This is a genomic window from Arthrobacter sp. NyZ413 (genome assembly GCF_049390645.1).
In the GTDB taxonomy this organism is placed as follows: Bacteria; Actinomycetota; Actinomycetes; order Actinomycetales; family Micrococcaceae; genus Arthrobacter.
The window spans coordinates 1,073,123-1,099,239 of sequence record NZ_CP155434.1; the positions used below are offsets into that span (position 1 = coordinate 1,073,123).

Here is a 26,117-nt window from a genome sequence, read left to right on the forward strand (position 1 = left end):
CAAACTCCAGCCATTCAGGAGGCAATACCTTGCAGAACCTGACCTACCGCACCATCGCCTTGAACATTGCCGAACTCGGCCCCACCAATCCTCTGCCCGTGGTCGACGCAGAGCTCAACCAGCCCTACAGGATCGGCGACGGCGTGCCGGAGGAATTGCAGGCCGCGGCCCGGTATGGCCAAGTGCCGAATATGTTCCCTTACCTGATGCAGGATGGCTACTCGCGCGAGCGGACCACCCACGAGGTACCCGCCGTCGTGCTTGAGAACAGCAAGCTGCGCGCGGTTGTCCTGCCCACCTTGGGCGGTCGGCTGTGGGAACTCTTCGACAAAGCCTCCGGTAAACAGCTGCTCCACACCCACGGAACGTTGCAGTTCGCCAACATCGCGCTGCGCAAGGCGTGGTTCGCGGGCGGGCTCGAATGGAATATCGGAACCCGCGGGCATTCACCCACTACATGTGATCCGTTGCACACGGCCGTCGTCGAGACCCCGGAAGGCCACGAGGTCCTGCGGATGTGGGAATTCGAGCGCGTCCGCGGGGTCGTATTCCAAGTGGATATGTGGCTTCCCGAGGATTCGGACGTGCTCCTCGCCGCGGTGCGGATCCGGAACCCCCACGAGCACGACGTTCCAATGTATTGGTGGAGCAACGCCGCTGTTCCCGAGACGCCGGAAACCCGCGTCGTGGCGCCAGCCGCTGAGGCCTATGGCAGCGACTACACTACCGACGTCGCCCGCGTGCGGCCCACCGAGCATCACGGCAAGGACGCCACGTGGCTGGTCAACAGCGCGCACGCGGCGGATTTCTTCTTCGACATCCAACCCGGCCGCCGTCACTGGATCACCGCGGTTGACCGCGACGGCGACGGCCTGGCGATGCTCTCCACGAGCCTGCTGCGCGGGAAGAAGCTCTTCGTCTGGGGCCAGGGCGACGGCGGCAAACGCTGGCAGGAATGGCTCAGCCCGGGCGCCGGTCCGTACGCGGAGATCCAAGCCGGGCTGGCCCAGACCCAAGTGGAGCACCTGCCCATGCCTGCGCGCGCCGAATGGACGTGGGTGGAGGCCTACGGCAACGCCCGGCTCGATCCCGCGGTCTCGCACAGCCAGGATTGGGACGCGGCAATCGCCCACGCCGGCGCGCGACTCGAACACCTCGTCCCGGATGCGGCGCTGGAAGAGGCCCTTGAGGAAGCGGGGCGGAACCAGGCGCTTGCCCCGACGGAGATGCTGGTGCACGGCAGTGCCTGGGGTGCTGTGGAACGCGTCCGACGGCGTGCCGCGGGGCTTGGGTGGGTGGATGAGGTCGGCACGCCCTTCGGCGATCCGACGGGCGGCGAAACCGCGCCGTGGCTTGCACTATTGGAAGGGCGGGGATTCGCGGGATCGGAGACTTTCGTTGCCGGGAACGATTGGGAGGGACTGTTGGAGCACGACGGCGGAGCGGAGGCGTTGTTCCACCTCGCCACCATGGAACATGCCCGCCAGGAACTCGATGCCGCAATCGCGCACTACGACGCCGCCTTGGCCGCGGGCACCATTCCCCGACACACCCGGGCCTTGATTCACCGGGGCCGGTCACGAGCTTTGCTGACCATCGGCAACGTCGACGAGGGCCTGGCCGAGCTGGCGTCCGCGAGCCGCCTGGAACCTACCAACGTCCACCTGCTCGTTGAGGCCATGACCCTGAGCATCCGCCACGGTCTTCCCGGGCAAGCGCTCGTTTTGGTGGGCGAGGCACCTGCCGGAATGTCCGACGTCGGGCGCGTCCGGTTCCTCACGGCGCTCGCCCTTTCTCGCGCCGGCCGGAGCGAAGAAGCAGCGGCCATGCTGCGCGACGGGGTGGAAATTCCGGATATCCGGGAAGGCGAGGACGCGATCTCCGAGCTGTGGAAGGACGTTTGCCCAGATGAGCCGGTGCCTAGCCGCTATCGCTTCGGAATGCACTAGCTTTGTGCCTCCCTGGATGCCGGCCTTCCGGATGCCGGTACCCAGCTAAACCATGTAAGTTGGCATGGTGACTCCCTCCACCAAAGCCCCACTGACCCGTGCCCCCGGTATCTCCAAGGAGATCGAAGATGCAGCGTGGTTCGTGCTGGGCCCGGGGCTCCAGGGGAAGGCCTCGGCGCTCGACGCCGGAACACGTACATGGACGGTCGACGCCGCAGCCGAGCTTCTGGAACGCTTGGAACGCGGCGCATCGGACCCCAAAGCACCCATGATGACTAATTTGCGGCAGAACCTGGAGGGAGCGTCGCGCGAAGCCAAGCTGCTCGCCGTCGAACTTCTGTTCCTCCAGTCCCTGCCGCTCGCCCATGAGGTCAAATCGCTCAAAGTGAAGCGCGCCCGCGTTGCCGAGGCCGCGTCTTGGATCGAGCCTCCCATCGAGCTGCCCGTCGAGCTCTACCAAGGGATGACCGACCACGGCGTGATCCGCGACCGTACCGCGGAATTCAATTGGACCCTGTGGGACCAGTTGGCTTGGCTCTGCCGCTTCGTGGCCCACGTGGATGGCCAGTCGAACGCGAGCATTGCCAAAGCCCTCAAGGATCCGTTGAAGTTCCACGAACTCGCTGCTGCAACCCTGGGGGACCAAGCGGCCATCCGGCGAAGCATCGAATACCTGGCGTGGCCGAGCTACTTCGAACCGGTAGTGGCGGATGTGGAGCGTCGGGAAATCCGTGATGCGTTTGCCTCGCTGGTGGGCGGTGCCAAGGGAGATTCGGAGGAAGACATCACCGCGGATGTCCACCGGATCCGCCTGCACCTCGACGAACAGGCCGGCCAACGCATCGATTGGTACCATCGCCAGCTCGTCAGCCAGTGGCGCAAGGTAGGCGATCCCGGCCGCAGGGCCTGGCTGTTGCGCACGCACCTGGATTCCGCCGAGTTGCTCGCCGCGTGGCAGGCGGAGGAGAAGGCGACGCTCGACGTCGAACACCTCCGCGAACTCAACCCGGGCGTTACCGCGGGCGTAGTGCAGCATGCTGTGGACGAGGACTACAAGCACCTTGGCTACGTTGAACGCGAGGACATGAAGACCGCCGTTTTCGCGTTCCTCACCGTGATGAAGCCGGGCGACCTCGCGCTGTTCCAGCATGCCGGCGCGGTGCGGATCGGCGTCATCCTCGGCGAAGCGGAGCACAACGAGGACAATCGCCGGTTGCGCCGCAAGGTCCGCTGGTTCGACGAAACCCACCCCATCGCCGAGGCCCCGCGCCACGTCCAGCGCCAACTCGCCACCGCGGGGATCGTCGTGGACGTCACCAAGGTCATCCAGTCGCTGCAGAGCCTCCTGCCCGCGGAAGCGGAATCCGACGGCGAGGACACCGCCGCCGCGGACACCGCCGTCGAGCCCGTCATTGAAGGGTTCCGGCCCCTCACCGAGGAGTTCGCGGATTCACTCCATATGGAGCTCGGGCCGCTGAAGGAAATTGCCGACCTCCTCGAGGAAAACCGGCAGCTGGTGCTCTACGGCCCTCCCGGAACGGGCAAGACCTACCTCGCGAAGCATTTGGCCGCCGAACTCGCGGGCGACAGCACCGACGAGCGCGTCAAGCTGGTGCAGTTCCATCCGTCCTATGCCTACGAGGATTTCTTCGAAGGGTTCCGGCCGGACAAGACCGACGACGGCCAGGTCTCTTTCAAGCTCGTCGCCGGGCCGCTGCGTCGCCTGGCCGAAGAAGCAGCGAAGCCGGGGAACTCGAACAAGCCGTACTTCCTCATCATCGACGAGATGAACCGTGCCAATCTCGCCAAAGTGTTCGGTGAGCTGTACTTCCTGCTTGAGTACCGCGACGACCGCATCTACTTGCAGTACAGCCCCAACGAGCCGTTCAGCTTGCCGGACAACCTCTACATCATCGGCACCATGAATACGGCCGACCGCTCCATCGCCATGATGGACGCGGCCATTCGGCGCCGCTTCGCGTTCGTGGAATTGCATCCCAAGGTGGAACCGATCCGCGGCTCACTGCGGCGATTCCTCGAGGCCCGTGGGCTGGACACGCTCAACGCGGACCTGCTCGACGCCTTGAACGATTCGATCGACGACTGGGATCGCGACCTGATGATCGGCCCCTCCTACTTCATGAAGAACGCGGCCCAGGATCCCGCCGGACTGCGCAGGATCTGGAAGTACGAGCTCATGCCGCTCCTCGAAGAGCACTACCACGGGCAATTGAACAGGGCCCAGTTGGAAGAGCGCTTCGGGCTGGACCAGTTGTTGGGTCGACTTGCGACGCGCTAAGTCAACTCCGCCGCGGCCATCGCGTCCTCCCGAAATCGGGAAGGCCGCAGGGTCGGGTAGATCCGTGGGGGTTCGGCCTCCGGCACGTTCGTCCGTGGTTTCGGCGGCGCGGCCGTCCGCTCTTGGCGCTGCGCGGCCCGCTGCTTCAGGAGCAGCTGCCGTTCGGCACGTCGTGATGGACGAGCTCTCCGGTGGCATCGTGGAGAAGCTGGATCCGGACTCCGCCGCGCTCCTGAACTCGAGCGGCCTCGCGAAAGCCTCGCCCATGGGAATGGGGCTTTACAGGATCGAACCCGTCGGGAAAGTCGGATCCGTCCGCACGCCCACGGTCCAGTTCGAGGTGCGGCCAAAGGACCGGTTGGGCCTCAGCCGCCTCCTGTTCCTGCTCAGCTACGCGGGAGACCAGGGTTTCCGCGAAGACTCGGTGGCCGCCGTCGAACACCAGGACTTGTGGAGCGCCTTGGCGGAGTCCCTTGCCCAACTGGCGGAGCGTGCCCTGAGCCGTGGTCCGCTGCAGGGTTACCTGACGGTGGACGAGTCGCTGCGGACGGTCAAGGGCCGGATCCGGATCTCGGACCAGATTTCCCGCCGTCCCGGCATGCTGGTTCCGCTCGAAGTCTCGTACGACGAATTCACCGAGGACATTGCCGAAAACCGTATCCTTCGGGCCGCCCTCGAGCGGATGTGCAAGGTCCCCGGCGTGCGAAGCAACGTCCTCAGCCGCCTGCGGCAGCTTAAGGGAAAGCTCGACGCCGTCACGCGGCTGCAGTCCGGCGCGCCCCTTCCGCCGTGGCGGGCCAGCCGGATGAACCTCCGCTACCATCCGGTGCTTCGCCTCGCGGAGGTCATCCTTCGCAATGCCTCGGCGGAGGCAGGGGAGGGGAAGCAACAAACAGCGTCGTTCGTGGTGGACATGTCCAGTGTTTTCAAGGAATTCGTGGGTCTTGCGATGCGCAAGGCCATGAGGGCGCACCCCGGCGAAATGCGGCTTCAGTACGGCGCCACGCTCAACGAGGCAGTTCGCGATTCCGACCGGCTCACAGTGCGCCCCGACGCAGTCCACTTCCTTGGTGGCAGGCCGGTTGTGGTGTACGACTCGAAATACAAGGCTGCCTCGGATTCCGGAGCTTCGCTCAACGCCGATCACTATCAAATGCTGGCTTACTGCACAGCGCTGCAGGTGCCCACTGCGTGGCTCGTCTACGCCGGGAAAGGCGAGATGAAACTCCGGCGGATCCTCAATACCGATATCGATATCGTGGAATACCCCCTCGACCTCTCGTTGCCTCCCGCGGACGTCCTGGCCGCCGTCGACGATTTGGTCCAGCAGTCGTGGGGAGAAGTGGTGAGGCAAGCTTTGGCGGTTCCTTCGGGAGGGTCGTCAGGCTAGCCTGAAGGAGCAGGCACAGCAGATGGAGGCACAATGCGAAACAAGAAGAAGAAATCCTGGAAGGACATGACACCGGGGCAACGCTTCGGAATGGCAGTGGTTGGCGCTGGTCAAATAGCGCTGCTGATTGCCGCGCAACGCAGCATTACCAAGACGCCGGCGTCGGACATTCGGGGGAGCAAGGCCCTGTGGCGGGCCGCCAGCTTCATCAATTTCTTTGGGCCTTTGAGTTATTTCCTGTTTGGTCGCCGTCGAGGAACTGTGTGAGCTGATCCTCCAAAGCCGAACGGTCCCGCAATTCGCACTCCCAGACAGTGAGGACAGCCCAGCCCGATTCCTGTAACTTTTCGCGCTGGGCCGCGTCCCGCTCCCGGGTGCGGTTCCGCTTGGCTTCCCAGAACTCGGCGTTGGCGGTGGGAGCATGCAGCCCGGCCTTGCAATCATGGAAATGCCAGAAGCAGCCGTTGACGAAAATGACCTTGTGGCGGCTCGCGAACACCAAGTCCGGACTGCCGGGAAGTTTCCCGCCGGCCGCGTTCCCATGGAGCCTGTATCGGTAACCCTTGGCGTGCAGGATTTTGCGAACCAAGAGCTCCGGTTTGGTGTTCTTGCCCCGGATCTTGGACATGTTCCGGCTGCGTTGCTCCGGCGTCAGCAAGTCCCGGCTCTCGCCCATACCCCAGTCTAAGCACGCCGCCCGTTCCAGGTTCTCTGCCTTTGAAACGCTGCCGGCGATACATTACGACGATTATTTTCCGTGTTTGGTAGTTGCTAGCATTTCGACCATGGGTCGAGGGCTGTTTCAGCGCATGGTGGGAATTCTCATTGCGGTCACTGTGGGAGGTGCAGCCGCACTATTGTGGTTCGCTATTGCATCGACCGGAAATTCTGCCGTTGAGTCGAGGGCTGAGGCCATCGTTCTTGGCGTTTGGAAAGTGCTCTACGACTCGGAGGCGCCCCAACCGCGAGTGATCCTCGCCGCCATCGCTTTTGCGCTTTTGTTGTCCGCAGGAGTGGCATTGTTGGAACGCCGTATTGCCAACAGGTCCCGACGTTCGGCAAATCCCCAGACTCCCTTGGCCCCGAAGATTGTCATGGCGGAGACCCGTGGACTGTACGCGGGTCCGGTCACGGTAACTGTGTTGATTCCGGCGCACAACGAGGAAGTTTCACTGCCGTCCACTATTGCATCGCTTATGGCGCAGTCGCATCCTCCGGAACGGATTATCGTGGTGGCCGACAATTGCACGGATTCGACTGTAGCCCTCGCCCGAAAAGCAGGTGTCGAGGTCTTTGAATCCGTAAACAATACAAAGAAGAAAGCCGGAGCCCTGAACCAGGCGCTAAAGTGGCTGCTGCCCGGCCAAGGGGATAACGACGTCGTAATGGTGATGGATGCTGACACCCGCCTCGACGACGGTTTCCTGGAAGTGGCGGTATCCAGGCTGACGAATGACAGGGCACTGATGGCCGTCGGCGGACTCTTCTACGGCGAAGAAGGCCATGGCATTATTGGCCAGTTCCAGCGCAACGAATACATACGCTACTCACGCGACATCGGCCGCAGGCGGGGGCGCGTTTTTGTCCTCACCGGTACGGCCTCGATCTTCCGACCGCGCGCTCTGCGCACTGTCGCTCAGAGTCGCGGCACGTCTATTCCGGGAATCAACGGAGACGTCTATGACACTGCGTCGTTGACCGAGGACAACGAATTGACCATCGCGTTGAAGTCCCTGGGTGGTCTCATGATCTCGCCCATGGAATGCACAGTGGTGACGGAATTGATGCCGAATTTCCGCACTTTGTGGGCCCAGCGCCTTCGCTGGCAGCGGGGAGCACTTGAAAACCTTGGTGCTTACGGTGTGACACCCCAAACCATCCGCTACTGGGCTCAACAGTTTGGCATCGGGTACGGGGTCATTGCGCTCAGCGCCTATCTATTGCTCATCCTCATGATGGTTCTGTCATTGGATACTTGGGTGTGGTTTCCGTTTTGGCTGGGAATCGGCGTCGTTTTCTCGTTGGAGCGCGTGGTCACTGCGTGGAAGGGTGGCTGGCGTGCCCGTATCCTGGCCGCCACGCTCTTTCCGGAATTGTTCTTCGACATGTTCCTGAATGTGGTTTATGTCAAGGGAATCATTGATATCTCCTTGGGTAAGCAAGCCAAATGGAAGCACCTTAACCATTCACAGAGCGCAGGGACCGGGAAGGCAAAATAGCCATGGCGATTTCAACAGCAGTCCCCACCGGTCTTCTGTTCCCAGAGGGAGTCCTGCATTCCGATTGGTTTGCCATTCTGGCGACTTTTGTGGCGATCAATACTTTGATGTATGGCGCTTTGGCTATAGCGAAAATTGTTCCGAAATTGCATCCCGGCGACTGGATTCGTACGAAAAACCAACGCGCGGAGACTCGAAGCATCTACCCGGATGCGCCTACCGTGAACGACGCGACGGACTTCATCAACACTCGCGGAGGACGCGGGCGCCGCGCGGATTAGCGTCATAGGCGGGCGATTCCCTGGTTGAGTGCACCTTAGACACTGCCCGGGCGTCGGTGCGGCCGGGCGTGGGGATACGAGGCCATGCGACCAGCGTCATCTTGGCCCTGTGGATAACTTTTCGACGCTTGGACGGTTCTTCAGCTACCCTGTTGCTCAGGCACACTACTATTGGGGGATAGCAAGCCGTGACTTCACGCACGTCCATTTCTTTTCGCGCCCGTTTCTTCGTCATAGCTGTGGTCGGGGTGATGTTGGGTCTCGCTGGCTGCACGCCTGGCGGTCCACCGGAAGCGTCGCAGACCGGATCACCGAGTGCTTCACCTAGCATCACGGCCACGCCCACGCCGACTCCGGCTGCTGTCTACAAGCCTGCGACTTCCACCGGCAGAGCTGAGAACGTGCCGGTTCCGGTGCTCCCGGAGGCTGCGAAGGCGAACAGCAAAGAAGGTCTGGAGGCGTTTGCTCGGTATTGGTACGACCTTATGAACTTCGCCTATCAGACCGGGGATCTCACACCGGTTGACGCGGTGTCCGGGGCTGGCTGCAACTCTTGCTCCAGAGTTCGCCCGACGATCGAAGACTGGAACTCCCAAGGACAATGGATAGAAGATCATCGCGAGGCAATTTCATACCATCGAGCTGATGGTTCGGTGGAAAAGGCGTCGCCAAAGACCAGTCTGCAAGCCGACATCATGATTGCAAAGTACGAAGGCGGCGCGTGGAGCGCGTCAAACGTCGACCGAATTGGTGGTTAGCAATTGACGCGACGTGGACTTCGTTTCGGCGCGCTCATGGTGTTCGCAACGATCTGTGCAGACTTCCTGGGTGCCCCGTCATCTTGGGCAGCTGGGCCGATAGTTGATTGGAATGATGCAGGAGTTGGGGTCTGGAGGGTTGATCCGGCTTCAGGGAATTGGGTCGATGTACCTGCAGAAACGCCAACAGCTCAAAAGCGGTACAAATACGAGGTTCTCTGTATCGTCAATGATCAGAATGACGTCGATTCAGCATGCAATACCCGTGCGAGGTGTAACGAAGGAATAAATGGCAGGCCGGTGAGATGGTTTGACCAGTTCACCTTTGCAAACCCCGATACATGGCACCGGGTGGAACCCGACCGCTGCATGTATTCCGAGAAGCCGCATGATGTCCTGGATCAGATCGGTGCTCAGATCCAGACGAAATTCCAACAGTTGCCGATCGCCCCTGCGGTCTCCGGTATTCAGCCTTTTCCGCATACGCTCAAAGGGGCGGAGACCAACTTCTATGCCGACGCCGCGGCTCAGACCTTTGCTGTCGACATGCTTGGCCAGAAGGTGGTTATCAAGGCCGAGCCGGTGGAGTACACCTACACGTATGGGGACGGCAGTGGTTTGGGGCCGACGATCTTTGCCGGTGGCCCGTTGCCGGAGGAGCGGTGGGGTGAGCAGACGCGCACGAGCCACGTGTATAAGCAGACGGGTGATTTCCAGGTGTCGGTCTCGACGACGTTTCGGGGTACGTATTCGGTGAATGGTGGCCCGGATTTGCCGATTCCGGGCACGGGGGAGTTCGCGTCCCCGGCGCAGACTGTGAGCGTGTGGCGCTCGGTCACGCGCAACTATGCCGATAACTGCCTCCAGAACCCCCAGGGCGAAGGCTGCCCCGGCGTGCCGTCAAAATAGGACCCGGAACCGAGCGGGCCAACGTGAGATCAAGTCGCTCGGCTTTGCTTGTCGGGGGTCGAGGCTACGCTGACCGGCAAGATGGAAGTACCGACGCAAACTGAAAATTGGGGGAGAAGAATGAAGGAACAAATCTCACGGGGCAGAAGGCGGTTTTCGGGTGACCTCGAGTCGGTCAGCACCGCGGTAAGGACAGTTCGGGAGGCTTTTCCCGTGGTCCTGAAGACGATTGGTGGAGAATGCAGGTCCCCGAGGCGTCTCGGGCGCGATTGGCGTTTCGACCTGGCAACGCTCAACGGGAGAACGCTAGATGTGCTTGAGTGCCGGATTAGCGGCGAGAATGCCTACAACATCGCCAACTACCTTCGACGTCAAGAGGTGTCCTTGGCTGCTGCCATGCGGGAAGGCATGAAGCTTGAGATCCAAGGCGAAACTCAGTTGGCCGACGACGGCACCGTCATCTTGGACGTCACTAAAATTTCCGAGAATTTCACCTCTCGGGAGAACTTCATCGCCAAGATGCTCGCACACTTGAGGCACTTCGCCTAGCAGGCGTCTCATCGGTCAGGACCTCTCGACGAGATATTCACTGTAATGACTATCAAAGGCCCAAATTCCCCAAAAAACTCACGCGATTGCTGGTAATCGCGCCCGAGGACAGCCGCGGATTGGCTGACTTCAAAAGCCAGGTTCGGAAGTCCGAACAAAACGAATCCCTGGCAATCGACTACCAGACATTTCGTTGGGCCAGCCAAGCAGCACCCGAGATGTTCCAAGCGAAGCTCGCCGAGATTATTTCGAAGGGCTACGACCTTATCCTGATCATTCGGGGCGGCGGGCACTGGAGCAAATTGAGGGTCTTCGATCAACCCGAAATAGCTCTTGCAATCAACCGCTCTCCGGTGCCCGTCGCAACCGCTATTGGACATGAACCGGACGTCTCCATGGCCGATCGGGCAGCTAGTTTCTCCTTCGTAACGCCAACGGCCGCTGGAGAAGCAATCAAACGGGAACTCGAGAAGCGCCACTACATCGAGTCCAAACGAATCAACGAAAAACCTTCGAACGGGCGCTCGTCTGCCCAGGCCCCCGTTGGCGCGCCGACACGAGCCAAAGCGGCGGCCCCGGCCGTCCCGCCCACTGTCGCCCCTCATCCGAACTTGGCTGATCTGAATCGAGCAAGGGCCGACGCCGCAGCATTTCAAACGTGGGCCCGGGCAGCCGAACACGAACACCGCAGTGACCTCATCGAATTGGCGCAGCGCCGCGTTCGAATGTTCTCCCACCTTAAAGTCGCTGCATTTATCGCGGCAGGCGTTTCTGCCCTTCTCGTTCAGCAGCCGGTGCTCGAGCTAACGGGTTTCAGTTCGCTCGTTTTGGCCCAGGTGCTGTATCCGGTTTGCTCTGTGGGGCTCTCACTCCTGGCTGCTTGGATGGAGAAGCGGAACCAGAGGTTTGTTTCGGATCCGGCGACCAAGCCAATGAAGCACCCTTTCCGCGACCGGGATGACTGGCGTCGGAGAGCCAAGAGTGTGAGGACCATTCGAGGCATTCGCCAAGTGATCGCAAACATCCCTCCCAGCGGCTGAGCGAACACGACAAACTTGTGACGCTCGTCTCATCAACGTTGGTTCCGGAATAGTTGCAGACGCGTTGCAGTTGCCAGCAGTGGATCCGTTCCCGTTTGAAAGGCATTGCACATGTTGTTTTCCCCGTTGACGCTCGGCGAACTTGAACTTCCCAACCGTTTGGTCATGGCACCGTTGACCCGCGTCCGTGCGGGCGCAGAAGGGATTCCCGGGCCCCTCCTCGTAGAGCATTACCGGCAGCGCGCGTCCTTGGGCCTGATCGTCAGTGAAGGAACATATCCCACTCCGGCCGGCCAGTCCTACCCGGGCCAGCCTGGCCTTGTTACCGAGGAACAGATCGCAGGCTGGAAGAAGGTGACCGACGCCGTCCATGCCGAAGGTGGCCGCATGTTCGCACAGATCATGCACGGTGGACGAGTCTCCCACCCGGACATCACCGGCGGCAACGAAATTGTCGCACCAAGTGCCGTCGCCATCGAAGGAGAAGTGCGGACCCCGAACGGCAAGAAGCCCTACCCTGTTCCACGCGAGTTGAGCACGGACGAGCTGCCAGCGGTCATCCAGGAAATCGTTACGGCATCCCGGAACGCTATCGAAGCCGGGTTCGACGGTGTTGAACTGCACTCAGCCAATGGTTATCTGCTCCACGAGTTCCTTGCACCTAACACCAACATCCGGACGGACAGCTACGGGGGTTCGCCGGAAAACCGTGCGCGCTTTGTCATCGAGGCCGTCAATGCCGTGGTCGAAGCCCTCGGCGCCAACCGCGTGGGCATCAGGATTTCCCCGGAGCACCTGGTGCAGCAGATTGACGAGACTGATCCTGCTGATGTCCGCGCAACTTACGAGGTTCTGGTGGACACGATCGCCCCGCTTAACCTGGCCTACCTGAGCATCCTGCACCACGATCCCCAAGGCGAACTCGTCCAGGACTTGCGCGAGCGTTTCAGGGGTACATTCTTGGTGAACACAGGCTTCAGCACCATCACGGACCGGGAAGAAGCTGTAGCACTCGTCGCGAACGGTCACGCGGACGCCGTTGTCGTCGGGCGCCCGGCCATCGCCAACCCCGACCTCGCGCGCAGGTGGCGCGAGAGCTTGCCGCTCAACGAACCTGATCCCTCTACGTTCTACGGTGAAGGCGCGAAGGGCTACACCGACTACCCGTTCTACGCGAACTAACCGCAAGTAGCCCACGACGGCGGCACTCGGCTTTTCCTGAAAGCCGAGTGCCGCCGTCGTGATTTAAGCGATCCTCCCCGGGCAGATTCTGCTAGCGCGGCACATTTTGCCGGATCTGCGGGCAGGTGCCGTTCGAAGATCCCCGGAGTCGCGGGGGAGCCAGCCCAAGCCAACCGGAGTGGCCCAGCAGAAAATCCCTACCCCCGGTTCTCCGCACAGTTTCCGGGTCTAAGGTTTTTAGTGAGGTAACAATCCCGAAGCGGCCCGTGTGCCGGGAAGGGGCAGCTGAGGTGGCGACAAAGACCCAAGTCTTCAGGGATAAACGCCAGGCCCGCATCGAGCGCGCGGTTGCCAGCCCCCACTACAAATGGATAGTCCTGACCAACACCACGCTGGGCATGCTCATGGCGACCATCAATTCGTCGATCATGCTCATAGCCTTGCCCGATATTTTCCGCGGAATCCACGTAGACCCGCTCACTCCCGGCAACACGAGCATGCTCCTTTGGCTCGTCATGGGCTACATGGTGGTCACGGCCGTGCTTGTGGTTACCTTTGGCCGGTTGGGCGACATGTTCGGCCGGGTGACGATGTACAACGCAGGCTTTGCGATCTTCACGGTCTTCTCCGTGCTGCTTTCGCTGACGTGGCTCTCGGGTGATGCCGGGGTCCTGTGGCTGATCATCATGCGTGTGCTGCAGGGTGTCGGCGGGGCAATGCTGATGGCCAATTCAACGGCCATCATCACGGACGTCTTCAAGGTGGACCAGCGTGGACTGGCATTGGGACTGAACCAGGTCGCGGGCATTGCCGGGTCCTTCCTGGGCCTGATTGTCGGGGGATTGCTCGGTCCGCTGGATTGGCGTTTGGTGTTCCTCGTGTCCGTGCCGGTGGGGTTGGCCGGCACCATGTGGGCGTACCTCAGCATGCATGACACGGGGATCCGGCAGCCGGCCAAGCTCGATTGGTGGGGCAACGGAACGTTCGCGGTGGGCCTCGTCGCGGTGCTGGTGGGTATCACGTACGGCATCCAGCCATACGGCGGCCACACGATGGGTTGGACCAACCCTTGGGTGCTCGCCGCCTTGATCGGTGGGGCTGCGGTGCTGGCCATTTTCTGCTTGGTGGAATCAAAGATCGACGAGCCTATGTTCAATTTGTCGCTCTTCCGAATTCGGGCGTTCACCGCCGGAAACCTGGCCTCGTTGATGTCCGGCATAGGCCGCGGCGGCCTGATGTTCATCCTGATCATCTGGCTGCAGGGGATTTGGCTGCCGCAGCACGGCTACAGCTTTGAAACCACCCCGCTTTGGGCGGGCATTTACATGTTGCCGCTGACCGCGGGATTCCTGATCGCAGGACCCGTTTCCGGTTGGCTCTCCGACCGCCACGGTGCCCGGCTCCTCGCCACCTTGGGAATGGTAGTGGCGGCAGCGAGTTTCCTTTGGCTGCTCGTTTTACCGGTGAATTTCACGTACCTGCCGTTCTGCCTTGCGTTGCTGACCAACGGCTTGGGCATGGGCTTGTTTGCAGCTCCGAACAGGGCCGGCATCATGAATTCACTTCCGCCTAATCGCCGCGGGGTAGGCGCGGGCATGAGCACGACCTTCCAGAACTCGGCCATGGTGCTTTCCATCGGGATCTTCTTTTCCCTCATGATCACAGGGCTCGCCCGCACCCTGCCGCAGACGCTCGCCTCAGGCCTGACGGCTCACGGTGTGGCCGCAGCAGACGCCGCGAAGGTTGCGCAATTACCGCCAGTTTCGGTCCTGTTCTCCTCGTTGTTGGGCTACAACCCGGTGCAGACGCTGCTCGGGCCGAAAGTCCTGGGAGGCCTTCCGGCGTCGGACTCGGCGTTCCTGACCGGCCGCTCCTTCTTCCCGGCGCTCATCTCGGGGCCGTTCGCCGAAGGCCTGGCAGTGGCCTTTGCCTTCGCGATCGCGGCCTGCATCGTGGCCGCTTTCGCGTCCGCCCTCCGTGGCGGGAAGTACGAGTACACGGAGCATCGGATCGAGCCCGAAGCCCCGCGTCGTCTCCCAGCGGCGCAGTTCCTTCCGGATGCGGAGCCGTTCCGGACGGTCAGGTCGAACGACGGCGGAAAGCAAGCCGTCCGTGGGCGGCGTGCCGCTGACCATGTTCCGAAACCCACGAGCGTTGATCCACGTCGGCTCCGATGAAGCGAAGCTAGCTGGCCCGCTGGCACAACGCCACGAAGCCGCCCAGTTGCTCGAGACCTTCGGGGTGGCTCGGCAGGTAGTTGGTCAGTTCCGGTGAGCGTACGACGACGGCACGCCACTGACCGCGCGAGACCGCCACGTTGATCCGGTTGCGTGAGAGCAGGAAATCCATGCCGCGGGGAACTTCGGCCGCAGCGGAGGCCGCCATGGAAACGATCACCACGGGAGCCTCCTGGCCTTGGAACTTGTCCACGGTGCCCACGCGCACATGGCCGAGGCCGGCACTCCGAAGTTCCCGCTGGATGAGCTGCACCTGGGCGTTGTAGGCGGCCACCACCAGGATGTCCTTCTCACCCAAGGGCCGTTCTCCGGCCGATTCACGGGGATCCAGCCATCCGAGCCCCACGTGTTTCCGAACTTGCCCGGCGACTTCCGCGGCTTCCTCCGATGACTGGGTGGAGTTGCCGCTGTGCGGGACGTAGACGCATTCCACGCCGGCAGGGACTCCGGCCAATCGCCGCTCGGAAGCGAGGGGAGCTGACTCCAGCCGGTTGTCGTAGGAAAGTTCTGACACGGCTGCGCACAAATCGGGGTGCATGCGCCACGAGGTCGCCAAGAAATAGCCAAGTTCCTCCGGCAGTGTGTGATGGCCGTCCGCCAACCAGCCGAGGGCGGATTCGTCCACCGGTTCAGGGTGTTTGCCTTGGGTAACCTGCGGGAGCTGCTGCGGGTCGCCGAGAAGGAGCAGCCTCTTTGTTGCCCGGCTCACGGCAAGGGTGTTGGCCAGCGAGAACTGCCCGGCTTCATCGATCACCAGCAGGTCCAGGGAATGGGCTGGAACAGTTTTGCCAGTCATGGTCCATGCCGTACCGCCGATGAGGCAACCGCCGGCCGACGCCAACAACCGTTCAATATCGCCATCAGCCAGGATCTCCCAAGGCTTGGCTTGGGTATCGCCTTCCTTGGGTTTCTTCCCAACCCTGGCCGGAGATACGCCTGCCTCGATCGCCCTGCGGAGGAGCGCTTCAACCGTCGTGTGGGACTGGGCGACCACCCCTACTTTCCATCCCGCGGCCACGAGTCGTGCCACAACGTGGGAGCCGACGTAGGTCTTGCCTGTCCCCGGAGGTCCCTGAACAGCGAGGTAGGAGCGGTCGAGGTCTGCCACCGCGGCAGTGATCGCGTCCACGTAGCCGTTCTCGCCGGACCCGACGACGGGCAGTGCCGTTAGCGTGGCAAGCCGCGGTGGGACTCGGCGCAGCAAGTCCAAAGCTGGGTTCTTTGGCCAGGACGGCAAGCTGGAGCGAAGTCCGACGGCGAGTTCCGAGAGGGCTGCCCGCTGGCCGTTGGTGTTGACCGGGACGTCGGGCGTCAGCGCCATGGGTACCTGGTGGAACGGCGAAGTTTTGCTGGGCAGGATCTCCCGGACAAGCACGGTATCGCCGCTGTGCCCGTCACCGGGGGAGTCCTTGGCATCCAAGCCGCTTGCATCGAGGACTTCAGTTCCGCCTGCACCGCTCCTGCCTTGGGCACTCATTGCCTTGCCGTCGAAAGCCTCAGGCACGGGGGAATCGTACATTCGGAAGAACTTGCTGCCAGGAATGAAACCCGAACCCTCGGCTGCGCGGCCGTAGAACAACACGTCCCTCGAAGGGTTCCTCTTCCCGGGCAAAGTGGACCAGTCCCGTACCACTTCAGCTTCCTCAACAATGAAGCAGTCCCGGGTGTCCTCCCATTCGGAAACGGGCCGGTCGAGGCGATCGAAGTGGCCCCACCAATATTGTTTGTCCTCGCGGCGGTGGTATCCGATGGCGGCAGCCACCAAGGCGACTGCCCGGGCTTCCGAGGGTGCCGCGGCATGGTCCATGACGTAGTCAAGCAGGGCTGTTTCTTCGGGGGCGGCCTCGTATTTCGCCGGCTCGGTCTCCTTGTGTGCTGCCGGGACGGAGTAGCCCGGCTCGATCGAATGCTCGGAGGCCAAGCCCAGCAGCCAATTCCGCAGCTCAAGGGTGGAGAGGCAGTCGTATTCGTTGTAGTCCGAGATCCCCGCCAGGATGTCGGCGGCCTCGTCGCTGCGGCCTTCGTCGCGGGCAGTGCAGTAGTTGGCGTAGGCAACTACTGAAGCTCCGGCGTCGGTCACTTCGCCCGAGCGCAAATGCTCGCCCATGTAGAGGGGCTCGAGTTTCTTGATGCTGTACGAATTTTCGGAAATGCGGATGCTGTGCCGGACCGTGTCGTAAAGGTCCACCAGGACGCCCTCCCGCAGGAGGTTGTCCACGGCGGCCTCGCCGACAGTGTGGACCACCGACAGGTGGCGGAGGGCGGTCTTCTCATAAGCCGCATAATGGTAGATCCGCATGTCCGGATACTTCATCCGGCGTTCCTCGACGTAATCGAGGAAATCGATGAAAGCCTGCCGCTCTTCGGCCCGGGAATGCGCCCAGAACGGCCGGAAGACGGGCTTTTCGCCGGGAGCCTCAGGATTCTCGACCACACCGAACAAGTACTCCAAACCCCAACGGCCGGTCGCCGGGTCTTGCCATAATGGGTCTCCCTCGAAGTCGAAGAAGATGTCACCGGCGTCGGGTCGTGGGAGGCGTGCCAGGGAGTTGGATTCGAGGACCGAGTAGCTGATGGTCTTGGCCTCACCGGTCTTGTCGGTGTAGCGAACGGTTCCGTGGGGCTTCGCGATCCCTGTTTGCAGTCGCGCTTGTTCCTGCAAACGCAGCGTCACGGAATCCGTGAAATCGGGCATCCCGGCCAAGGCGTCAATCGTGGAGATGCCATCGGCAAGCAATTTCTTGCGACGCGCGATCCTCATTCCTGCCACCATCAGCAGGTCCCGGTGCAACTCGACTTGCTCCTTGCAATAGTTGCACCTGCCGCACGCGGTCACCCCTGGGGTACCCCACTGGACGGGCCCGGGTTGTGACCTGTGCGCCGAGGTCAGCGCCAGGAAACGGCTACGGCGTTCGCGGAAGACCGGCAGTACGTCGGCCAGTTTGTGGTTGCTGTGCACGTAGTCGTAGCCGCCGGTGCCTGCCTGGACAGTTGCTCCCAGGACGAGAGTCAACTCCGGCGCAGGCTCGATCCCAGCTTTAAGAAGTTGCTCGGCATAAGCGGCAAGCTGCAGCAAGGCCGTGACTTTTGCATGGCGCGCGAGCTTGGTGTCGAAGACGGCGTACGAGCCGCCGGCCTGTTTCACGAGGAAATCCGACCGCCCGTGGAACTCGCCGTCGAAGAACGCAGCCTGAAAGACAACATCCGCGCCGGACCGCAGGGCTTCAATGGACTCCGCGTGCTTGGTGCGCAGGGTGGCGCGGTCCATCGCTTCGGCGGGAACGACGTCGTACACTCCGGTTCCCGCGCGCGGATCCCAATCGCCGAACTCGGCAACGAACCGCTCCAGCACCGCGTGTTCGTGGATATCGCCCAGCTTCGCTGCGCGATCAAGCATTTCGTCGGGCTCGAACTCCGCTTCGGGGGAGCGCTGCAACTTCTCGTCCAGCACGCGCAGCAACTGGTATTCGCACGTGGAAGCAATCACGAGGTCGCTGGCCGAAAACACCAGGTCCTGCGCCGCTCCCGCACTTTCCGAATCAAGAAGAAACACCTTGCCCCCTTCGAGGCCACGCCCCATTCCAAGCCGACAAAGCCAAGCTATCAGGGGCCCCTGACAGTAATAGGATCAGCACTTTCAACCGCGATCTGTTCAGCGTTTCGGCCTGAGCGTAGGCTGACAACATCGGCGTCGGTGCCGGGGGTCCGCGTCGATACCACATCGATGGAGGAGGACTCATGAGTGTTGTGCGCGAATTCATGACCACCAACGCCCAATGCGTCAAGGAAGACCAGTCATTGCGTGACGCGGCCGTCCTGATGCGCGATCTGGACGTCGGTTCCCTGCCGATTTGCGGCAGCGATGGAAGGCTCAAGGGATTCATCACGGACCGCGACATAGTGGTCAAATGCGTGGCTGAAGGATGGGACGTCGGGGCGAAGACCGCGGCCGACCTCGCCCAAGGCACGCCGATCTGGATTGATGCCGATGCAAGCATCGACGCCGCCATTGACTTGATGGAGAAACACCAAGTCAGGCGCCTTCCGGTCATCACCGACCACCGCCTGGTCGGCATCATCAGCCAGGGCGACATCGCCCGTAACTACGCCGAACAGCGCACTGGAGAACTGGTGGAGCACATTTCCGCCAAGTCGCCGGCCGTCCCGCTCGGCTGACGCACTGCAAACCCAAGCGTCACGGCCCACCAGCCGTGGCGCTTTCGTTTGTGGGGCACAATGTCATGGTGACTCAACTTCCAGCGACCCCGTCAGCCCCGAGCCGGACCACGCAGCCTCCAGCGGCAGAAACCGCCATCCACGCCCGCATTGCAGACGAGCTGGGCGTCAAGGCCTGGCAGGTCAAAGCGGCGGTTGAACTGCTCGACGGCGGATCGACCGTCCCCTTCATCGCCCGGTACCGCAAGGAAGCCACCGGGACGCTCGACGACACCCAATTGCGCGAGCTGGAGGAAAGGCTCCGCTACCTGCGGGACCTGGAGGACCGCCGTCGTACGGTCCTCGAGGCTATTGCCGCGCAAGGCAAGCTGACCCCGGAACTGGAAGCCGCCGTCGTCGGCGCTGACACCAAGTCGCGGCTTGAAGACATTTACTTGCCTTTCAAGTCCAAGCGGCGCACCAAGGCGCAGATCGCCCGCGAGGCAGGGCTCGAGCCGCTCGCCGATGCGTTGCTCGCCAATCCGCAGCTCGATCCGGAACGCGAAGCGGCCAAGTACCTCAACGCTGAGCACTCCATCGACGACGCGTCCGCCGCGCTCGCCGGCGCCCGATCCATCCTCGTCGAGCGTGTCTCGCAGGACCCTGATCTTGCCGAGGACCTGCGCGAACGGCTGTGGACGCAGGGCCGGATGGTGTCGCGCGTGAAGAAGGGCCAGGAGGTCGAGGGGCAGAAGTTCAAGGACTATTTCGACTTCACGCAGGTGCCGTCCGGGATGCCGAGCCACCGCGTCCTCGCGCTGCTGCGCGGTGAGAACGACGGCGTTCTCGAGCTTGACCTCGCCGAAGCGGAACCAGCCGACGACGACGCCCTGGCCGCCGCGCGCACGCGCTACGAGAACGCCGTGGCCAAGTGCCTCGGGGTCGCCGAACGTGGCCGGCCCGCTGATTCGTGGCTTGTCCAGACCGCGCAGATCGCTTGGCGCTCGAGGATCCTGGACCGCCTGAGCAACGACCTCCGTGGCCGCATGTTCGCGACGGCCGAGGACGAAGCTGTCAGCGTTTTCGCTGCCAACCTGCGCGACGTGCTCCTTGCAGCTCCCGCCGGGAACCGCGCCACACTGGGCCTGGACCCGGGACTGCGGACCGGCGTGAAGGTGGCCGTCGTGGATGGAACCGGCAAGGTGGTCGCCACCGACACCATCTATCCGCACGCTCCGGCCAAGAAGTGGGACGAGGCATTGGTGACGCTCGAGCGCTTGGCGCGGCAGCACGCCGTGGAACTCGTGGCGATCGGCAACGGCACGGCCTCGCGCGAAACGGATAAGCTCGCCGGGCAGCTCATCAAGAACCTGACCGCATCGGGCGGTCCTGCCGTGCAGAAACTGGTCGTATCCGAGGCCGGTGCATCCGTGTACTCGGCATCCGCGTTGGCTGCCGCGGAGCTTCCCGGCATGGACGTGTCCCTTCGTGGCGCGGTGTCCATTGCGCGACGCCTGCAGGATCCGCTGGCGGAGTTGGTCAAGATCGAGCCGAAGTCGATCGGCGTCGGGCAATACCAGCACGACGTCACGGCTGCGAAGCTCGACCGTTCGCTCGACGCCGTCGTCGAGGACTGCGTCAACGCGGTGGGCGTCGACGTCAACACCGCATCTCCCGCGCTGTTGAGCCGCGTGGCAGGCGTCGGACCGCTCCTGAGCGAGAACATCGTGGCCTACCGCAACGAGAACGGTCCGTTCGACAAGCGTTCGGACCTCAAGAAGGTGCCGCGGCTCGGGGCCAAGGCCTTCGAACAGTGTGCCGGCTTCCTGCGGATCACCGGGGGAGCGGAGCCGCTTGATGCCTCCAGCGTCCACCCCGAAGCGTATTCTGTGGCGCGGAAAATTGTGGCCGCCGCACATGGTGGGGCCGTGTCCACGCTGGATCCGCAGGCGTTCGTGGACGGAACTTTCGGGTTACCGACCGTTCGCGACATCATGGCCGAGCTTGAGAAACCCGGCCGTGACCCCCGCCCCGCGTTCGCCGCCGCGACGTTCTCCGAGGGCATCGAGAAGATCTCCGACCTCAAGCCCGGCATGGTCCTCGAGGGCACCGTGACCAACGTGGCCGCGTTCGGGGCCTTCGTTGACGTCGGGGTTCACCAGGACGGCTTGGTCCACGTGTCCGCGATGTCCAACAAGTTCGTGTCCGATCCCCGCGAAATCGTCAAGTCCGGCCAAGTGGTGCGGGTGAAGGTCCTCGAAGCCGATCCCGAGCGCAAGCGGATCTCGCTCACCTTAAGGCTCGACGACGAACCCGGCACCGCGGGCGGCTCCGGCTCGCGCGGCGGCTCCGGCGGTCGTGGTTCCGGTTCGCGCGGTTCCGGTGAGCGGGCTGGTTCCGGTGAGCGGGCTGGTTCGGGTGAGCGCCGTCCGGCGCGGCAGGGTGCCGGATCCCCGAGGTCAGCAGGGGCAGCCAGTGGCGCGAAGGCGGCGCCCAAGCCTCAGGCTGACACAGCAATGGCAGAAGCCCTCCGGCGAGCGGGGCTGGGTAAGTAGCCCCGCCGTCGGAGGCCCGCCGCCCCTACAGCGACGGAATCGGGAAGAACGCCCGCGGGTCCTGCATCAGGGCCGGGAAGTCCAAGTCCGAACGGTCAATGACTTTCTCGACCTCGAAGTTGCGCCCGAACCTGCCGTCTTCCAAGGTGATGGGCCGTCCGTGGATCTTGCCCAAGACGAACTTGGCACCGCCTTCGACCGGGACAAGGACAGGCGTGCTGCCGGGGAGCGTCCTGAAAGCTTCTTCCTGGCGTTGCCGGTTCCGCGTGGGTTTCTTGACCTTCTGAACGGGCACCTTGCGCGAGTTCTTGGCCGGACGGCGGGACGTTTCCTCGGCGTACACGAATTGGTATTCGTCACTGTCGGCAATTGCGGGCTTGGCCTTGCCCACAGCCGGCAAGCCGACCTTGTTGATCTTCTCCGGTTCGACGTCGCCCACCGGGGCGCGAAGGACCCAAATGAAATCGTCAAAGGGGTCTTCCGGAATGAATTCGTAGCGCGGTTCGGGCCAGACGAACTCCAGGTCCTTCGGAGCGTCCGGAAAATGTTCGGCGTAGAAACGCGGTTCTTTCTGGAGCAGCTTGGATTGGTGGCTCAAGTGGAAATCGGGGTCGCCGAGCCACGGCGGCATGGGAATCTTGTCCGCGTAGTCCGGGTGGGCGGCCTGCGGCGCGAACTCGGTGATACTCGCGCGGGTGTTGTCCGGATTGCCACGCGCGACCCATTCGTCCACCATCGCCAGGCCGTACAGCGTGAGCGCGGGAACGTACCCCATCCACATGCGGATTGCCGGGTGGGCCGACCGGCCGAACTCGGGGATCACCAGTGCGCGGAGGATCTGCAGGGCTTCGACACGCTGCTTGCCAAGCCTGGCGGTGTCCAACGCGGCAGCGCTCTGCTTGAAATCGGGGAACGGGAGGAAGGTCTGCATCCTTTCAGTTTGGGGGCGAGGCGCCCCAGAACCAAGTTGACGGCGTGTGGTCTTCCCCTCCCCGGCTCTATCTGGTGCATCCATGGAGGATCAACCGGCATCTCCCGTGATTCGTCCTAGGCTTGTCGGGTGGAAACTTTTGGCGAAACGACGACGGCGGCACCCCCGGTTGCCGAACTGCACCTGCACATCGAGGGGACGCTCCAGCCCGAGCTGATTTTCGCCCTCGCGGAACGTAACGGGATCCAGCTTCCGTACGCGGACTTGGACGAGTTGCGCGCCTTGTACGAGTTCACGGATCTGCAATCATTCCTGAACCTGTACTACGCCAACATGGCTGTCCTGCAGACCGAACAGGACTTTGCCGACATGACCCGTGCATACCTGGCGCGTGCCGCGGCCGGAGGAGTCCGGCATGTGGAGGTCATGATGGATCCCCAGGCGCACGTCTCACGCGGGATTGCGTTGGAGACCTGCGTGAACGGTGTGGCTTCGGCGCTCGCGACGTCGGAGGTAGAGTTCGGCGTCTCGTCGCTCCTTATTGCCGCCTTCCTGAGGGACATGTCCGAAGAGTCGGCGCTCGACGTCCTCGAACAGTTGCTTGCCATGGACGCTCCCATTGCCGGGATTGGCCTGGATTCGGCCGAGGTGGGCAATCCGCCGTCGAAATTTGAGCGCCTGTACCGTCGCGCGGCGGAAGCCGGCCTGCACCGCATCGCCCACGCGGGCGAGGAAGGTCCGGCGTCGTACGTGTACGAGGCGCTCGACCTGCTCGGGGTTGAGCGGATTGATCACGGGATCCGCTGCATGGAAGACTCCGTGCTCGTGGATCGCCTTGTGGCCGAGCAAATTCCGTTGACTGTGTGCCCGTTGTCCAACGTGCGGCTGCGTGCGGTGGACACCCTGGCCGACCACCCCTTGCCCGCAATGCTCGCTGCCGGGCTGAACGTGAGCGTGAACTCGGACGATCCCGCGTACTTCGGCGGTTATGTGGATGACAACTTCGCGCAACTCGTCGCGGTCCATGAATTGTCGGCGCGGGACCGGGCACAGCTCGCGTCGAACTCTGTCCGGTCGTCCTTCGCCGGTGATGCGAGGAAGGCTGAACTGCTCGCCGAGGTTGCGGAGTGGGAGAAGGCGGCGGGGGCGTAGGAGGCACTCCGCTTCAATCCGCAAGCTACTCGGCAGTACCCAGTCCAAGTCCGTAATTTGCGGCTGTTTGGGCGTAATAGTGGGACACGACACACGCTGTTAACCGGGAACAGTCGTCAGAATTTACAGAACATTGGCAGACTGCTCAAGGAATACCCGCCGTTGAAGGAGACCCATTGGCCAAGTCCACCGTCGAAAAAAGCAGTGTCCGTCTAAAGACCGTCCTGGACGTCTTGGCTGAGGGAACCTGGTCTGAGAAGTCGCTGAACGCGGGCGAAGTCTTGGCGGAGGCGATTGTCCGCGTGCCGCTGGATGTACGCGAAGCAGAATTGTTGAGTGGAGGGATTCCGCGTGGCCACAAGAGCTTGACCACCGCTACCGCGAAACTGGTCAAGGCGGGCTGGCTGATCAAGGGCCGTTCGGGCTGGACCATCACCGAAGACGGCCTGCGTGCCACGGTGGCTTTCGCGAAGCCGGAACAGTTCGCCGAGGCACTGGCTGAGGGAACTCCCGTTCCTGCGGACACCCCGCTCCCGACGGCTCCGGCCAAGAAGGCTCCTGCTCGGAAGGCTGCAGCCAAGAAGGTGCTCGAGGAAGCCGCCCCTGCCGAGGTTGCCGAGGCAAACGCTTCGACCGCCAAGGCATCGCCCAAGAACGACGTGGCGGCCAAAACGGCTTCCGCCGTGGACAAGCTCGAGCAGCCGGCCGCCGTCGCGATCGCTGGTGATTTCAACAAGATCCTCGGCGCCCCGGAGGACTGGGCCCCGCAGTACGACGAAGCGCAGATGAAGTTCAACTCGCGCCGCAAGGTCTGGACGCTCGCCGCTTCGTTGCCGGCCGGTTTCTACACGTACAAGATCGCGCTGAACCGTTCGTGGGACGAGAACTACGGTGCGTTCGGTGTGCGCGACGGCGCCAACCACGAACTGCACCACGACGGCGGCAAGGTCACCTTCACGTACGACCACTCGACGAGGGACATCGTCACGGCGTAGCGTCGTTGTCCCCGTTTTCTCCAAGTCCAAATTGGACTTGGAGAAAACGGGGAGTCGCCCTTGATCCCGGGAAGACGCCCAACCTCGTGTCGGGATGATTAATGAGAATCATTATTGATAAGCTCCAATTGCTTGATACCTCGCGATTGGAGATCCATGCCGTTCAGTGCTTCCCGACTAGCCCTTTCAATTGTTCTTCCGGTGGCCTTCCTTCTGGGTGGCTGCGCGGCGGCTGAGCAAGCCCCACCTTCCGGGTCTGGCGCAACGACGGATCGGGAGTGGCTTCTCACGGCTGATCCCAAGGCGGCCGCGCTCTATGTAAACGATGTGTCTGACGGGAGCCAGAAAGGCTCGATTGACGGCATTGAGCTTGGTGTGCACGCCGGAACGATCCAACTCGGCAAGGGCCGCATCGCATTGGTTGATGAGTCGAAGCCAAGCCTGAACATCCTGGAAGTCGACCACCAGGGCAAGCCGGTGATCGCGCAAAGCTTCAAGATTCCCGATCCGAACGGAAAATGGGAGCGCGCCGGATGGATCACCACCGACGTGAACAAACGGTACGTGGCCGTGGGTTCTGACTTCGATGGATCCACTGAGCAGCAGGTGACACTGGTTGATCTTCAAAACGGTGGCCAGTGGACGGTCTCATTGCAAACGAACGAGGTAGTCCTGGCGACCACCGGGAAATCGGGCACCGAGGAGATGCATACGTTCCTGGCAGGCGATCCTCTGAGGCTCGTAGTCTCCTCGGGTGGGAAGCTGGACGCTTATCTTGTCTCGGACATCACTTCCGGAAATCCGGCTCCGACCCGCCACAGCTCTACGGCGTTGGGTGCGTATCCGCATGGTCCCCTCATGGGCAAAGATGGCGACGCCATTGGATCGACGCTGAACTCCGGGGTTGAAACTCTTCGCTTGACGCGAGACGGCTTCGGGTCACCGGTTTCCGCCGGCTACCCGGCCGGCGTCGGGCAAAGCTACCGCCCGCGCATGGCTCCCGATGGCACGACGTTCGTGGGGGCGCAAGCCGGGCGCGTCGAGAAGGGCACGGCCTGGAACCTCACTCCTGCGTACCTGATGTCCGGTCCAATGACCCAGGGAAGCATCTCCTCGGTCAAGGTAGGTGAAGGGATTGCAACACGTGCGGCAGTCAGCTCCCGCTTCGCATCGCTTGTCCTGACGAAGGCCGGGGGTGACGACCTGATCCTCCTTGACCGCAACCCTCAAACAAGGATTTACGACGGCGGGAAGACCGAGATCCCCCTTGAGCCCCTCAGTGCGGGACCCAAAGCCGGACAAGACAGTAAGACAGCCGAAACCAGATTTATTGCGGCGACAAAAGACGGAGAAATGATCTTTGTCTCCAGGGGCGGCGAGGGTGCGGTAACCCAGGTTTCCACATCCGAATCAAAGGCCCGGCGCACCATTACCTTCCCGACCAAGCTTGCTGCGGGTGGATATCTCGCAGTCATTAACCCTGCGGAAGCGCCGTTCGACCTTGGTGGGCGCTGAC

20 protein-coding genes are annotated in these 26,117 nt (G+C 62.5%); 17 read left to right on the top strand and 3 right to left on the bottom strand.

Annotated elements, in window-relative coordinates:
• Positions 1-29 precede the first annotated feature (29 nt).
• The 4 genes from ABCW42_RS05145 (at position 30) to ABCW42_RS05160 (ending at position 5,905) form a co-directional block, all read left to right on the top strand.
• A complete protein-coding gene (locus ABCW42_RS05145) occupies positions 30-1,949 on the top strand; it encodes a DUF5107 domain-containing protein (protein ID WP_423183837.1) in 1,920 nt (639 codons plus the stop codon).
• A 64-nt stretch (positions 1,950-2,013) separates the two neighbouring features.
• Positions 2,014-4,248, top strand: coding sequence for an McrB family protein (locus ABCW42_RS05150; protein ID WP_423183838.1), 2,235 nt, complete (start codon positions 2,014-2,016; stop codon positions 4,246-4,248).
• Positions 4,249-4,423: 175 nt separating this feature from the next.
• Entirely contained in the window at positions 4,424-5,638 is a 1,215-nt protein-coding gene (locus tag ABCW42_RS05155; RefSeq protein ID WP_423184808.1) for an McrC family protein, read from the top strand.
• Positions 5,639-5,728: 90 nt separating this feature from the next.
• The gene (locus ABCW42_RS05160) at positions 5,729-5,905 is read left to right on the top strand and encodes a PLDc N-terminal domain-containing protein (protein ID WP_423184809.1); all 177 of its coding nucleotides are present in this window, start codon (positions 5,729-5,731) and stop codon (positions 5,903-5,905) included.
• On the opposite strand, the gene ABCW42_RS05165 is transcribed toward ABCW42_RS05160, so the two are convergent.
• Positions 5,847-6,314 (bottom strand): very short patch repair endonuclease, encoded by a 468-nt coding sequence (locus ABCW42_RS05165; protein ID WP_423183839.1) that lies wholly within the window; start codon positions 6,312-6,314, stop codon positions 5,847-5,849. The genes ABCW42_RS05160 and ABCW42_RS05165 overlap by 59 nt on opposite strands.
• Here ABCW42_RS05165 and ABCW42_RS05170 point away from each other — a divergent pair.
• The 8 genes from ABCW42_RS05170 (at position 6,265) to ABCW42_RS05205 (ending at position 14,753) form a co-directional block, all read left to right on the top strand.
• Positions 6,265-7,857, top strand: a complete 1,593-nt coding sequence (locus tag ABCW42_RS05170) for a glycosyltransferase family 2 protein (RefSeq protein WP_423183840.1) — start codon at positions 6,265-6,267, stop codon at positions 7,855-7,857. The two genes, ABCW42_RS05165 and ABCW42_RS05170, sit on opposite strands and share 50 nt — an antisense overlap.
• A gap of 2 nt (positions 7,858-7,859) precedes the next feature.
• A complete protein-coding gene (locus ABCW42_RS05175; protein WP_423183841.1) occupies positions 7,860-8,138 on the top strand; it encodes a hypothetical protein in 279 nt (92 codons plus the stop codon).
• Positions 8,139-8,326: 188 nt separating this feature from the next.
• Entirely contained in the window at positions 8,327-8,896 is a 570-nt protein-coding gene (locus tag ABCW42_RS05180; RefSeq protein ID WP_423183842.1) for a DUF6318 family protein, read from the top strand.
• 300 nt (positions 8,897-9,196) lie between these two features.
• Positions 9,197-9,805, top strand: coding sequence for a hypothetical protein (locus tag ABCW42_RS05185; protein ID WP_423183843.1), 609 nt, complete (start codon positions 9,197-9,199; stop codon positions 9,803-9,805).
• A gap of 312 nt (positions 9,806-10,117) precedes the next feature.
• Entirely contained in the window at positions 10,118-10,354 is a 237-nt protein-coding gene (locus ABCW42_RS05190) for a hypothetical protein (protein ID WP_423183844.1), read from the top strand.
• A gap of 86 nt (positions 10,355-10,440) precedes the next feature.
• Positions 10,441-11,394 carry an exodeoxyribonuclease VII large subunit gene (locus tag ABCW42_RS05195; RefSeq protein WP_423183845.1) on the top strand — a complete coding sequence of 318 codons (954 nt, stop codon included), beginning with the start codon at positions 10,441-10,443 and terminating at the stop codon, positions 11,392-11,394.
• Positions 11,395-11,505: 111 nt separating this feature from the next.
• Positions 11,506-12,576 (top strand): alkene reductase, encoded by a 1,071-nt coding sequence (locus ABCW42_RS05200; protein WP_423183846.1) that lies wholly within the window; start codon positions 11,506-11,508, stop codon positions 12,574-12,576.
• A 290-nt stretch (positions 12,577-12,866) separates the two neighbouring features.
• A complete protein-coding gene (locus ABCW42_RS05205; protein ID WP_423183847.1) occupies positions 12,867-14,753 on the top strand; it encodes an MFS transporter in 1,887 nt (628 codons plus the stop codon).
• Positions 14,754-14,760: 7 nt separating this feature from the next.
• Here ABCW42_RS05205 and ABCW42_RS05210 read toward each other — a convergent pair whose 3' ends face one another.
• Positions 14,761-18,366: a TM0106 family RecB-like putative nuclease gene (locus ABCW42_RS05210; protein ID WP_423183848.1), complete on the bottom strand. Its 3,606-nt coding sequence runs from the start codon at positions 18,364-18,366 to the stop codon at positions 14,761-14,763.
• Between the two features lie 185 nt (positions 18,367-18,551).
• Between ABCW42_RS05210 and ABCW42_RS05215 the strand changes: the two genes are divergently transcribed.
• Positions 18,552-18,989, top strand: a complete 438-nt coding sequence (locus ABCW42_RS05215) for a CBS domain-containing protein (protein WP_423183849.1) — start codon at positions 18,552-18,554, stop codon at positions 18,987-18,989.
• Between the two features lie 65 nt (positions 18,990-19,054).
• On the top strand, positions 19,055-21,523 hold the full coding sequence (locus ABCW42_RS05220) for a Tex family protein (RefSeq protein WP_423183850.1): 2,469 nt from the start codon (positions 19,055-19,057) through the stop codon (positions 21,521-21,523).
• Positions 21,524-21,548: 25 nt separating this feature from the next.
• Here the strand turns inward: ABCW42_RS05220 and ABCW42_RS05225 are convergent, their stop codons facing one another.
• Positions 21,549-22,454 carry an MSMEG_6728 family protein gene (locus ABCW42_RS05225; RefSeq protein ID WP_423183851.1) on the bottom strand — a complete coding sequence of 302 codons (906 nt, stop codon included), beginning with the start codon at positions 22,452-22,454 and terminating at the stop codon, positions 21,549-21,551.
• A 129-nt stretch (positions 22,455-22,583) separates the two neighbouring features.
• On the opposite strand from ABCW42_RS05225, the gene ABCW42_RS05230 reads away from it, so the two are divergent.
• From ABCW42_RS05230 to ABCW42_RS05240, 3 genes are all read left to right on the top strand, one after another.
• Positions 22,584-23,606, top strand: a complete 1,023-nt coding sequence (locus ABCW42_RS05230; RefSeq protein WP_423183852.1) for an adenosine deaminase — start codon at positions 22,584-22,586, stop codon at positions 23,604-23,606.
• A 176-nt stretch (positions 23,607-23,782) separates the two neighbouring features.
• A complete protein-coding gene (locus ABCW42_RS05235) occupies positions 23,783-24,601 on the top strand; it encodes a glycosidase (RefSeq protein ID WP_423183853.1) in 819 nt (272 codons plus the stop codon).
• Positions 24,602-24,928: 327 nt separating this feature from the next.
• On the top strand, positions 24,929-26,116 hold the full coding sequence (locus ABCW42_RS05240) for a hypothetical protein (RefSeq protein ID WP_423183854.1): 1,188 nt from the start codon (positions 24,929-24,931) through the stop codon (positions 26,114-26,116).
• Position 26,117 lies beyond the last annotated feature (1 nt).